This is a genomic window from Phenylobacterium sp., from assembly GCF_036264965.1.
Lineage (GTDB): Bacteria > Pseudomonadota > Alphaproteobacteria > Caulobacterales > Caulobacteraceae > Phenylobacterium.
The window spans coordinates 1-11,771 of the sequence record NZ_DATAPY010000079.1; the positions used below are offsets into that span (position 1 = coordinate 1).

The 11,771-nt window shown below is 67.2% G+C and carries 9 protein-coding genes and 1 pseudogene; 4 read left to right on the forward strand and 6 right to left on the reverse strand.

Annotated features, from left to right (window positions below; translation table 11 throughout):
• Nucleotides 1-237 (reverse strand): annotated as a pseudogene (locus VHS75_RS10390) (hypothetical protein); the annotation flags it as partial.
• 151 nt (nucleotides 238-388) lie between these two features.
• On the opposite strand from VHS75_RS10390, the gene VHS75_RS10395 reads away from it, so the two are divergent.
• Nucleotides 389-553 (forward strand): hypothetical protein, encoded by a 165-nt coding sequence (locus tag VHS75_RS10395; protein ID WP_329638545.1) that lies wholly within the window; start codon nucleotides 389-391, stop codon nucleotides 551-553.
• Nucleotides 554-592: 39 nt separating this feature from the next.
• Here the strand turns inward: VHS75_RS10395 and rfbA are convergent, their stop codons facing one another.
• From rfbA to VHS75_RS10420, 5 genes are all read right to left on the reverse strand, one after another.
• Entirely contained in the window at nucleotides 593-1,489 is an 897-nt protein-coding gene (gene rfbA, locus VHS75_RS10400; protein ID WP_329638546.1) for a glucose-1-phosphate thymidylyltransferase RfbA, read from the reverse strand.
• Nucleotides 1,486-2,385, reverse strand: a complete 900-nt coding sequence (gene rfbD / locus VHS75_RS10405; protein WP_329638547.1) for a dTDP-4-dehydrorhamnose reductase — start codon at nucleotides 2,383-2,385, stop codon at nucleotides 1,486-1,488. The genes rfbA and rfbD overlap by 4 nt, the downstream gene beginning before the upstream one ends.
• A complete protein-coding gene (rfbB, locus tag VHS75_RS10410) occupies nucleotides 2,382-3,431 on the reverse strand; it encodes a dTDP-glucose 4,6-dehydratase (RefSeq protein WP_329638548.1) in 1,050 nt (349 codons plus the stop codon). The genes rfbD and rfbB overlap by 4 nt, the downstream gene beginning before the upstream one ends.
• A gap of 136 nt (nucleotides 3,432-3,567) precedes the next feature.
• Nucleotides 3,568-4,869 carry an MFS transporter gene (locus VHS75_RS10415; RefSeq protein WP_329638549.1) on the reverse strand — a complete coding sequence of 434 codons (1,302 nt, stop codon included), beginning with the start codon at nucleotides 4,867-4,869 and terminating at the stop codon, nucleotides 3,568-3,570.
• A gap of 179 nt (nucleotides 4,870-5,048) precedes the next feature.
• Nucleotides 5,049-7,424, reverse strand: coding sequence for a glycosyltransferase (locus VHS75_RS10420; protein ID WP_329638550.1), 2,376 nt, complete (start codon nucleotides 7,422-7,424; stop codon nucleotides 5,049-5,051).
• 255 nt (nucleotides 7,425-7,679) lie between these two features.
• Here VHS75_RS10420 and VHS75_RS10425 point away from each other — a divergent pair, with 255 nt between their 5' ends.
• From VHS75_RS10425 to cysN, 3 genes are all read left to right on the forward strand, one after another.
• On the forward strand, nucleotides 7,680-9,263 hold the full coding sequence (locus VHS75_RS10425) for a hypothetical protein (protein WP_329638551.1): 1,584 nt from the start codon (nucleotides 7,680-7,682) through the stop codon (nucleotides 9,261-9,263).
• Between the two features lie 128 nt (nucleotides 9,264-9,391).
• Nucleotides 9,392-10,342, forward strand: coding sequence for a sulfate adenylyltransferase subunit CysD (gene cysD, locus VHS75_RS10430; RefSeq protein WP_329638552.1), 951 nt, complete (start codon nucleotides 9,392-9,394; stop codon nucleotides 10,340-10,342).
• A partial coding sequence (gene cysN / locus VHS75_RS10435) for a sulfate adenylyltransferase subunit CysN (RefSeq protein ID WP_329638553.1) occupies nucleotides 10,342-11,771 on the forward strand: 1,430 nt, incomplete at its 3' end. The genes cysD and cysN, both read left to right, overlap by 1 nt.

Sequence of the window (11,771 nt, forward strand, 5' to 3'; positions counted from 1 at the left end):
CCGCCGTTGACGGAAGATCGCGCCGCCGGGTGACTCCGCCCGGATCGCCGCCATCACCACCAGCAGCAGCGGCAGGAACAGCAACAGCGCAAAACCCGCGATCGAAACGTCCAGCAGGCGCTTGAAGGGGTGCGTCGCGACCGCATGCTGTACGGTCTGGGTAATGGACGATGAGCCGCGCAGCGCACCCGCCGCGTGCTGCTGCTCCATCTCGCCCTGATCCGCAAGCATGCTCAAAACTGTGGCTCCCCAGCCTTCACTTCAACTACGGCAGCGCTTCGGGAAAAGACGCTTAACCGGGTATTCTCCATTTATCGGCACGAATTCTTAAGCGCGTCGGACGTCTTATGAGACAGCCGCCCAGAGAAACGGGTCTGGAGCAATTTAGATGCCAGCCGACGTATCTTTTCAGGATGTCAGCGCGCAAAGCGCCTCCGTTGAGGTCACTTCGCCCCGGCGTTTGCCGCTGGGCATCGGTTTGACGGTCGCCGCCGCCGCTTCGGTCGGTCTTTGGTTCGCGGCGGCGGCCGGCCTCAGGGCTCTGTTCTTCTAAACCCCCACCGGGGCCGATCGGGTCCGCCAAAAAGGCCGATTATTCGGCGGCGTCATCCGCGCTGAGCGGCCTTTCGGCCAGCTGCCGCAGGTATTGTCCGTATTCACTCTTGGCCAGGCCGTCGGCCAGCTTGCGCAGCGCCTGAGCGTCGATCCAGCCGCGCCGGAAAGCGATCTCCTCCAGGCAGCCGATCCGCAAGCCCTGGCGCTGTTCCACAGCGCGGATGAATTCACCGGCCTGGATCAGGCTGTCATGCGTTCCCGTGTCGAGCCAGGCGAAGCCGCGGCCCAGCAGCTCCACGTTCAGCTCACCCGCCTCGAGATAGACCTGGTTCAACGCCGTGATCTCGAGCTCGCCGCGGTGCGATGGCTTCAGCGTCTTCGCGAACTCGCTGGCGCGGCCGTCATAGAAATAGAGGCCGGTCACCGCGTAGTTGGACTTAGGGACCGCGGGCTTCTCTTCGATGCCCAGCGCCCGGCCATCGGGACCGAAGTTGACCACGCCGTAGCGTTCCGGGTCCTGCACGAGATAGCCGAAGACCGTGGCCCCGGTCTGGCGGGCGTCCGCCGCCTGCAGCGAGCGGGTGAAGTTCTGGCCGAAGAAGATGTTGTCGCCGAGCACCATGACGCTGGGCTCACCGGCGATGAATTCCTCGCCGAGGATATAGGCCTGGGCCAGGCCGTCCGGGCTGGGCTGCACGACATATTCGAACTTCACGCCGTAGCGCGAACCGTCGCCCAGCAGGCGCTTGAACGCAGCCTGATCCTCCGGCGTGGTGATGATCAGGATCTCGCGCACGCCGGCCAGCAGCAGGACCGACAGCGGATAGTAGATCATCGGCTTGTCGTAGACGGGCAGCAGCTGCTTGGAGACCGCAAGGGTCAGCGGATGCAGCCGTGTGCCGGAGCCGCCGGCCAGGATAACGCCGCGTCTCATGCCGCTGACCTCTGTTCCGATTGAAGTTCACTGACGATCTCGGCCAGGGCCTCGCGCCAGGGACGCAAGGTCACGCCAAAGGTGTGTTCCAGCTTGCCGGTGTCGAGCGTGCCGCGGAGCGGACGTTGCGCGGGCGCCGGCCAGTCGGCCGTGGCGGCCGCGCCGACGCTCGGTGCGCCCTCGCCCAGGGCCAGGTCGAAGATCCCTTCGGCGAAGCCTTTCCAGCTCACCTCCCCGGCATTGGCGAAGTGGTGGACGCCGAACACCGGGTCGCCGGCCTTGGCCTTCGCCAGGCGGGCGGCCTGACTGAGGATGAAGCGCGCCAGGTCCCGCGCCGAGGTGGGGCGGCCGAACTGGTCGGCGACCACCTTCAGCGGCTTCCCCTCGCCGGCCAGCCGCAGCATCGTCTTGACGAAGTTCTTGCCATGGCTCGACACCACCCAGGAGGTGCGCAGGATCAGGCTGCGCGGATGGGCCGCTAGGATTGCGCGCTCGCCCTCGAGCTTCGAAGCGCCATAGACGTTCAGCGGCGCCGGGACGTCGGTTTCGACATAGGGCGCACCCTTGGCGCCATCGAAGACATAGTCGGTGGAAACCTGCACCAGTGGCGGCCCGTCGGCGCCCAGGGCCCCGGCGATCGCGGCCGGCGTCTCGGCATTGACCCGGAAGGCCAGGTCGCGCTCGCTCTCGGCCAGATCGACCGCCGTATAGGCCGCGGCCAGCACCACCAGATCGACCTTGGCGTCCTTCACCCGTTGGACCGCGGCCTGTGGGCTCGCGAAGTCGGCGTCGGCGCGCGACAGGGCGGTGATCTCGACGTCGAAGTCCTTGGCCTGCGCCAGCAGTTCCCGGGCCAGTTGCCCGGTCACGCCGAATTGCAGGATCCGCACCGTCATGCCTTGACCAGGCCCAGCCGCTCCGACTGGAAGCCGCGTTGGCGGATGCCCTCCACCCAGTCGCGATTGTCGACGTACCAGCGCACGGTGTCTTCCAAGCCCGCCAGCAACGGCATCCGCGGCTTCCAGCCCAGCTCGGTCTCCAGCTTGGAGGCGTCGATGGCGTAGCGGAAATCGTGACCCGGGCGGTCGGTGACGAAGGCGATCTTCTCGGCATGCGGCGTGTTGGCCGGCGCCATGCGGTCCAGGTGCTCGCACAGCATGCGGATCACCTCGATGTTGCGCTTGGTGGCGTCGCCGCCGATGCAATAGGTCTCGCCCAGCCGGCCCTTCTGCAGCACCAGCAACAGGGCTTCGGCGTGGTCGTCCACGTGCAGCCAGTCGCGCACCTGGCGGCCGTCGCCATAGACCGGGATCGACTTCCCCTCCAGCGCACGCGCGATCACCGTCGGGATCAGCTTCTCGGGGAATTGGAACGGCCCGTAGTTGTTCGAGCAGTTGGTCAGCACCACCGGCATGCCGTAGGTGCGGCCCCAGGCGCGCGCCAGGTGGTCCGCGCCCGCCTTGCTCGACGAATAGGGCGAATTGGGATCGTAGGGCGTGGCCTCGGTGAACTCGCCATCTTCGCCCAGCGCGCCGAAGACCTCGTCGGTCGAGACGTGGTGGAAGCGGAACCCGGCCTTCTGGTCGTCCGCAAGCGCGCTCCAATGCGCGCGGGCGGCCTCCAGCAGGACGGCGGTGCCCATGACATTGGTGCGCACGAAGTCGAGCGGGCCTTCGATGGCGCGATCGTTGTGGCTCTCGGCCGCCAGATGCATCACCGCATCGGGCCTGTGCCGCGCAAAGATCGCACGGACCGCGGCCTCGTCGCAGATATCGGCCTGCTCGAACGCATAGCCGGGGTCCTCGGCGACGCTGGCGACGTTCTCGAGATTGGCCGAATAGGTCAGCTTGTCGAGGTTCACCACCTGGTGGCCGTCGGCGATCGCGCGCCGCACCACGGCCGATCCAATGAACCCCGCCCCGCCGGTAATCAGGATCTTCATGCGGTCTTTCTGCGACGAACCGGCGCCGTTGGCGGCCCAGCTTCAGGTACACCCGAAATATGAGCGCCGTCTTACAGCGATACCGCGCGCGCTCAACCCCTTGTCGGAGCGATGGAAGCGCAGGGACCGGCCTGGGTCAGATGGCCGCCGCCAAGCGTTTGTCGCGGGCGATGGAGCTGGCCGCGGCGAGGTGGGCGAGGATGGCGATGACGATCACCGGCGCCAGCGCTGCATAGCCGACCAGCAGCGAGTGGTCGCCGTAGTGCGGCTTGGCCATGTCGCTGACACGGCCCAGGAAGATCGGGCCGCCGCCCAGGCCGATCAGGTTCAGCACGAACAGCAGGATCGCTCCGGCCATGGTGCGCTGCCCCGGCGGCACGGCGTTCTGGACGATGGCCAGGGCCGGCGCGAGGTACATGGTGTTGAGCAGAGCCGGGACTGCGATGAACATCAGCGCGATCTGCCAGGTCGGCGCCCAGATCAGGCCCGCCAGCGCCGGCAGGGTCAGGGTGAAGGCGATCACCGGGATCCAGGCGTACCAACGGCGGTCCTTGTGGCCGAGCTTGTCAGCCAGCCAACCGGCGCCAAAAGTGCCGATCACGCCGGTGCCGCCGATCACCCAGCCGTAGTAGTTGGAGACATCCTTCAGGGTTGCGCCCTTCACCCGCATCAGCATCGGCGGGTTCCAGTTGAGCATGGCGTAGCCGACGAAGGCCGAGAGACCGCAGGCGATCGCCACCAGCAGGAGCGTGCGGTTGGTGAAGAAGCCGGAGATCACCTGCATCGCCGGCGGCGGCGGCTCATGGGCTTCGGCGCCCAGGGCGAACTCGTCCAGTGCGCCGCGCTTGGGCTCGCGGATCACCAGCAGCATGATCAGCGCCAGGATCACACCCGGCAGACCGACCGCGAAGAAGGCCATGCGCCAGCCGTAGGCCGCCGCGACGCGCCCGCCGTAGAGGACGCCCATCATCGAGCCCAGGGGCACGCCCAGCGAATAGAGCGCCAGGCCGGTACCGCGCTCGCGAGGGGGGAAATAGTCGGAGATCAGCGAATAGGACGGCGGCGAGCCGCCCGCTTCACCAGCGCCCACCATGATCCGCGAAAGGGCCAGCTGGGTGAAGTTGGTCGCTAGGCCGCAGCCGGCGGTGAACAGGCTCCAGACGCCGCAAGCCGCCGCCATGATCCACACGCGCTTGAAGCGGTCCGACAGCCACGCCACGGGGATGCCGAAGGTTGTGTAGAAGAGGGCGAACGTCAGGCCGCCCAGCGCGCCCAGCGCGGTGTCGCTGAGGCCCAGTTCCTTGCGGATCGGCTCAGCCAGGGTCGACATGATCTGCCGATCCATGAAGTTGAAGGTGTAGACGACGGCCAGCACGCCCACGACCAGATAGCGATAGCCGGTCCCCGCCTTGGGCGCGGTTGTCGTCGTGGCCGTCATTCGGAGCCCCCCAGAGCCTGGCGCGTCCGGCGTCGGCGCCTGGCTGGTCCAGGCTGCCGCTCAAATGTCCGGTACGTTTCCTCAAGGTCCATGTTGCATGGGCCCTGAAGGATCGCCAAGCGCGGAGCTGTGACCGGGCGGAAACATGGCCGGGCCTCCGCCAATTCCGCCGACGCGGGTCAGGCGTCCGGCAGCGCCAACCTCAGAATGGCGTCATGACGGCCTCGCCACGAATTCCCCCGGATGAACGCCTGTCGTTCGTCCTCCGTCATGGGACCGATCGCCAGCGCCTTCTCCACCCCGTCGGCGAACGCACCCCCCTCGGGCACGAGGACGATATGGCCATGGATGTCCCGGACCGGCGCGATGTCGGTGGTGGCGACCGGGCGGCCTGCGGCGCAGTACTCATAGAGTTTGAGGGGGCTCATCGACTCGGTGAGCGGATTGCGCAGGTGCGGCATGATGCAGACGTCGACACTGCGCGTGAGGCCCGCGATCAGGTGGCGCGGCAGGGGATCGCGGACCTGGACGCCGCGGATCTGGCTCAGCCGGTGGGCGACCTCGGGATGTGCGATGGGCCCCACGAACAAGAGCGTGCCTGACGAGAAGCGCTCAGCCACCTGCCGGACCGCGGCCAAGTCGAGGCGACTATGGATGGCGCCCGTGTAGAGGATCGTCGGCCCAGGAAGGCCGTGGAACCAGTCCGGCACGCTCCATGGCTCCTGCCATTCCTCCGGGACGACACCGTTGGGAACGACCAGACCAGGCCCGGTTGGGTCCAGGATGTTGAGCAGATGCTGTGACACGGCGCAGACGCGGTGGCCGCGCCGACGTATCTCGCAGTAGGCGTGATTGTAGTCCGGCCAGTGCCGATTGTGCCCATCGTACGCGGCCCAATCGTCGAACCCGTAGTAGGTGACCGGCCCCGCCCAATCCAGGGATCCATAGGCGGCATAAAAGGGATTGGTCGTGATGATCGCCGGGTCTTGAAGGCCCAGATCGCCCGCGGCCTGGCGCACTCGCGCGTCATAGGCTTCGTAGGACCGGCGCAACAGCTTTTCGCCAATGCCGTCCTGGCGGCGAAGCCTGAACGGTGAAACCACGCCGGTCGGGTAAGGCCGCGCCGGAAGCGGTTCGGGGCGGCGGCCCTGCAGTCTCCGCACGACCTGCGTCGGCCCCATTCGATAAGGGTCCGCTATCAGCAGGCCGCGGACATCCTCGTGCGTCAGCAAGGTGGCGACCAGCCGGTCGGGCGTCATGAACTGGCGCCGCCTCGAGTCGGTCCAGGTCTCGTGCCAGTAGGTGAAGATCAGGTCCCGCGAATGCGGCGTCGCCGCGACGTCGCCTGCCTGCTTTGCGGCTGGGAAGGCCGGAGATCGGGCGGCGCGTGCGTCAGCTTTCGCCAGGGCCTCCCGCGCCAGCCCGTAACAGGTTTCAAGCCGCTCGGCCGCCGCCGCCCAGGTGAGCTTGTCCCGCCCCGCCAGAACCGCCTTCCGAAGTCGCTGGAGGGCCAGAGGCTGTTCGCTGAGCATCGTGAAATGCCGGGTCAGGGCGTCGATATCGCCGATCCGGTGGACAAGACCCGTCACCTGGTCCGTGCACATTGCGCCTGCCGCATCGGAGACCAGGGGCGCCACGCCTGAGCCCTGCGCCTCGTAGGTCACCAGCGCACTGCCCTCCTCGAAAGATGGGAGGACGAGGACGTCGCTGGCGCGCAGGACGCCCGGCGTATCGGCCGTGAAGTCATGGATCGTCACGCTTGGCTCGTTCAGGAACGGCGCGATGATCGGCTCATAACCCTCTTCGATCCGACCATAGACCGAGAACCGACCCGTCTGGCTGGCGGACGAACGCCGCCAGGCCTCAAGCCCGATGTGCAGGCCTTTGCGCGGACCTATCCCACCGAGGAAGATCGCCCGCAAAGGGCCCGGCTGCGGGTCAGCCGCCGGTTGGAAGATCTTCGGGTCGTAGCCGTACTGGTGGCGGAGCAGCTTCTCGGCCGCGATCCCGCGTTCCAGGAATGTGCTGGCGACGTGCTCCGAGGGCACCAGCAGGCGAAACGCGGCTTGGTATTCGGCCTCTTCGTTCGCGAGCCGGGTGACATTGAGACGGTGCGAATTGTTGCGCTTGAGCTCAATTCCGAGTTCGTCGCAAAGCCTTCCAACCACGGCATAGGCGTTGGCGGTGTGGGTGTTGGGCACCTCGCGCAGGCACGGCACACCGACCGCCTTGGCCACCTTGGCCGTGTGGAGGGTCCCGCCCGGCCAGCAGTGCACGACATCGAACCGGCCGGGGTTGCTGCGCAGGTGCGCCGCCACCCGAAGATCGTGGTAGGCCATCGAATTGTCGAGACCCAGGACCCGGTGCGGCACCCGCACGCCGCCGAGCATCATGGTCGTGATGAGCTTCGGTAGAGCGTAGGCTTTGTTCCTGGCGCTGGTGGCCATGACCGTGACGTCGTGCCCCCGTTCCACCAGGCCGAGGACCTGATTGACGGCGGTTGTCCCGATGCCCGGCGAGCCGATGTCGTGCGGAAAACTATAGAGAACGCGCATCTCAGAAGAGTCGCAACGGCGGGAACATCGGGTCGAACCTCTTTCGTTCATCGCTCATGACGTATCGAGGATTGGCTCCAGGCATGAATATCCGGTTCAATCTGCCATCCGGCCCAGCCGTCCGGCGGAAGGTCATTCCTTAGCGTGCGGGCGCGGCGGCGAACAAGGATCACGGTGCTGTGAGGCGGAACAACTAGGCCTCCGCACAGTGAACCGGCACAGTCCGCTCGGTCAGAGAAACGCCGGGCGTCGAAAATGGAACCGCATTCTGGAAGGCATAACGCCTCGCGGCGCGCCGTGCTGGGCGCCGCAGCAGGCCTGAGTTGCCTGCCAACGCTCGCCCGCGCCGCGGCCAGCGGGCGGCAGGTCAAGGGGTTCGAGCCTTCACTGGTCCCCTTGCCGGAGACGCTCGGTCACTGGTTGCAACAACTGCACGGTTTCGGGCCGATCCGCTTCACCGGCACGCCCCAGGCCCGCCGGTTCGAGGAGTTCCTGGCGCGGCGGTTCACGGCGCTCGAGTTCCAGGTCCAGATCGACAAGTACCGGCTGATGGCCTGGGAATGCGACCTGGCCCGCGACTGCGCGATCACCGTCACCGAGGACGGCAAGCCGCCGAAGACCCTCGACGTGGTGGCCTACTACCCCTTCGCGGCGACGACCCGCGGCAAAGGCCCCGTGACAGGCCGGGTGCTCTACGCCGGCGTCGGCGACGAGGCCGTCAAGGCCTTGATGGCCAAGACCCCCGCCGCGGAGCTCGCCAAGTCGATCGTGGTGGTCGACATGCCGCTGGCCAATGGCGGCGCGCGAGGCTTTCCCAAGCTCTTCCCCGGCACGTTCCCCGATCCCCTCCCCGCCGCCTACAACGGCCCCAATCCGGCCAGCCAGGGCGGGCGGCCGTCGATGGAAGCCGTCGAGGACAAGTGCCAAGCCCTGGTGCTCTGCTACACTGACGTCTCAAACGAGGCGGCGCGCTACAACTGGCTGCCGTTCAGCGACAAGCACCGGCGCGCGCCGGCCCTATGGGTCGGCGCCGAGGACAGCCGGTATCTGGCGCGGGTCTCCGGCAAGGCCAGCCTCACCCTGCGCTGCGATGCGACCCTGACGCCGGACGCGCGAGCCGACACCGTCGTCGCCACGCTGCCCGGCGCCTCCGATGAAGTGGTGTTCCTGACAACCCAGACGGACGGCCCCAACGAGTGCAACGAGAACGGCGGTCTGGGCGTGCTGGCTCTGGCGACCTACGCGGCGAGATTGCCCCGGTCGCGGCGCAGGCGGACCCTGGTCTGCTCGCTGCCCACCGGCCACTACGCCGCCGGCGCGGTCGCCGACAAGGAGACGGGCTCGGGCCGGCCGGCCGGCACCCGCGGCGTCATGAACCAGCACCCCGAGATGGTGAAGAAGATCGTCGGCCACCTCTCCCTGGAGCAGATGGCCGCCATGGAGTGGAGCGCCGCCGACATGAAGTGGGCCCCGACCGGCCTGCCGGCGCCGGAGATGTGGCTGCCGACCTCGACCGACGCGCCGGCCATGAACCGCATCTTCCACGCCGCGACCGTCGGCGAGAACCCGAAATACTCGCGCTCGGCCCTGGTGGAGAGCGGGTTCGCGCCGGGCGAAGGCGGCGCGCCGCGGGCCGCGGGAATTCCCGGGCTCGGCCTGATGGGCGCGCCGCAGTACTTCTTTCGCGCCGATCCCATGGGCGTAATCCGCAAGCTCAGCCCGCGGGTGATGGCCAACCAGGTCGATATCGCGACCAAGATGATGGTGCTGATGGACCAGCTCAGCGTGGACCAACTCTATGGCCGCGCACCGATCACCGACGCGGACCTGTTTGGCTGAGCCGCGCACATCCCCTGGGCGCGCCCTAAGAATAACTGGGCGCCGCTTGCCTTGCCCGGGGCGGCAGCCGCCTCTAAGTCACGCGTCCGGATGGGCGGCTTTCGTCATCTTTGCTGTAAGGTCCGCTGATGGACGCCCGCGCCGCGCCCCGTCTCACTCCAACGGAAGGCCGCCTCTCCGCTCCCATGCTCACCCATCTGCAGCGCCTGGAGGCCGAGAGCATCCACATCTTCCGCGAGGTGGTCGCCGAGTGCGAACGCCCGGTGATGCTCTATTCGATCGGCAAGGACTCGGCGGTCATGCTGCGCCTCGCTCAGAAGGCCTTCTACCCCGCCAAGCCGCCCTTCCCACTGCTGCACGTCGACACGACCTGGAAGTTCCGGGCCATGTACGAGATGCGCGAGCGCATGGCCCGCGAGAGCGGCATGGACCTGATCGTCCACCAGAACCCTGAAGCCCTGGCCCGCGGCATCAATCCCTTCGACCACGGCTCGCTGCACACCGACCTCTGGAAGACCGAGGGCCTGAAACAGGCGATCGACAAGTATGGCTTCGACGCGGCCTTCGGCGGCGGCCGGCGCGATGAGGAGAAGTCCCGCGCGAAGGAGCGGATCCTTTCGTTCCGTTCGGCCCAGCACCGCTGGGACCCCAAGATCCAGCGGCCCGAACTCTGGCGGCTCTACAACACGCGCAAAGGCCCGGGCGAGAACTTCCGGGCCTTCCCAATCTCCAATTGGACCGAGCTCGACATCTGGCAATACATCTACCTGGAGGACATCCCCATCGTGCCCCTCTATTTCGCGGGCGAACGGCCGGTGGTGGAGCGCGACGGCAATCTGATCATGGTCGATGACGACCGCATGCGGCTGCTGCCCGGCGAGGTCCCGCAGATGCGCTCGATCCGCTTCCGCACCCAGGGCGACTATCCGCTGACCGGCGCCATCGAAAGCACAGCCGCCACCCTGCCGGACATCATCCAGGAAATGCTGTTGGCCACCACCTCGGAGCGCCAGGGCCGGGTCATCGACCACGATCAGGCCGCCTCGATGGAGAAGAAGAAGCAGGAGGGCTATTTCTGATGGCCCACCAATCGACCCTCATCGCCGAGGACATCGAGGCCTACCTCGACGCCCATCAGCACAAGAGCCTGCTCAGGTTCCTGACTTGCGGCTCGGTGGACGACGGCAAGTCGACCCTGATCGGCCGTCTACTCTACGACTCCAAGATGATCTTCGAGGACCAGCTGGCGGCCCTGGAAGCGGACTCGAAGAAGGTCGGCACCCAGGGCGGTGAGATCGACTTCGCCCTGCTGGTCGACGGCCTGGCCGCTGAGCGCGAGCAGGGCATCACCATCGACGTCGCCTACCGCTTCTTCTCTACCGACAAGCGCAAGTTCATCGTCGCCGACACGCCCGGGCACGAGCAGTACACCCGCAACATGGTCACCGGCGCCTCGACCGCCGACGCCGCCGTCATCCTGATCGACGCGCGCAAGGGCGTGCTGACCCAGACGCGCCGGCACTCCTACTTGGTCAGCCTGCTGGGCATCCGCCATGTGGTGCTGGCGATCAACAAGATGGACCTGGTGGACTGGAGCCAGGGCCGGTTCGACGAGATCGTCGCCGACTACCGCACCTTCGCCGATCAGATCGGCGTCACTGCCTTCACAGCCATCCCGATGTCGGCGCTGAAGGGCGACAACATCACCGAGGCCAGCGCCCATTCGCCTTGGTACTCAGGCCCGCCCTTGCTGCGTTGGCTGGAAGACGCCCCGGTCGAGGACGACCTGCGCGGCAAGCCCTTCCGGATGCCGGTCCAATGGGTGAACCGTCCGAACCTCGACTTCCGCGGCTTCTCCGGCCTGATCGCTTCCGGCGTCGTACGGCCCGGCGACAAGATCAAGGCCCTCCCCTCCGGCCGCGAGAGCAAGGTGGCGCGCATTGTCACCTTCACCGGCGACCTGCCCGGGGCGGTGGCTGGACAGTCGGTCACCCTGACGCTCGCCGATGAGATCGACGTCTCGCGCGGCGACGTCCTGGCGACCGCCGCCAGTCCGCTGGAAGTCGCCGATCAGTTCGAGGCCACCATCGTCTGGTTCGACGAGGAGGCCATGCTGCCGGGACGGCCCTACCTTCTGAAACTCGGGACCCGCACGGTGGCGGCCCAGGTCGCCGAGCCCAAGTACAAGGTCAACGTCAACACCCTGGAGCAGCTCGCCGCCCGGCGGCTGGAGCTGAACGAGATCGGGGTCTGCAACCTGGCGCTCGATGCGCCGATCGCCTTCGACCCCTACGCCGAGAACCACGACCTGGGGGGTTTCATCCTCATCGACCGGATCTCCAACCGCACGGTGGGCGCCGGCCTGCTGCACTTCGCCCTGCGCCGCAGCCAGAACATTCACTGGCAGGCGCTGGACGTCGACAAGGCCGCCCGCTCGGCCGCCAAGGGCCAGAAGGCGCAGGTCGTCTGGCTGACGGGCCTCTCCGGCGCCGGCAAGTCGACCATCGC

Bases quoted from the DNA above. Each gene is read 5' to 3' on its own strand.
- VHS75_RS10395 (WP_329638545.1), top strand. From the start codon at position 389: ATGCCAGCCGACGTATCTTTTCAGGATGTCAGCGCGCAAAGCGCCTCC.
- rfbA (WP_329638546.1), bottom strand. From the start codon at position 1,489: ATGAGACGCGGCGTTATCCTGGCCGGCGGCTCCGGCACACGGCTGCAT.
- rfbD (WP_329638547.1), bottom strand. From the start codon at position 2,385: ATGACGGTGCGGATCCTGCAATTCGGCGTGACCGGGCAACTGGCCCGG.
- rfbB (WP_329638548.1), bottom strand. From the start codon at position 3,431: ATGAAGATCCTGATTACCGGCGGGGCGGGGTTCATTGGATCGGCCGTG.
- VHS75_RS10415 (WP_329638549.1), bottom strand. From the start codon at position 4,869: ATGACGGCCACGACGACAACCGCGCCCAAGGCGGGGACCGGCTATCGC.
- VHS75_RS10420 (WP_329638550.1), bottom strand. From the start codon at position 7,424: ATGCGCGTTCTCTATAGTTTTCCGCACGACATCGGCTCGCCGGGCATC.
- VHS75_RS10425 (WP_329638551.1), top strand. From the start codon at position 7,680: ATGGAACCGCATTCTGGAAGGCATAACGCCTCGCGGCGCGCCGTGCTG.
- cysD (WP_329638552.1), top strand. From the start codon at position 9,392: ATGGACGCCCGCGCCGCGCCCCGTCTCACTCCAACGGAAGGCCGCCTC.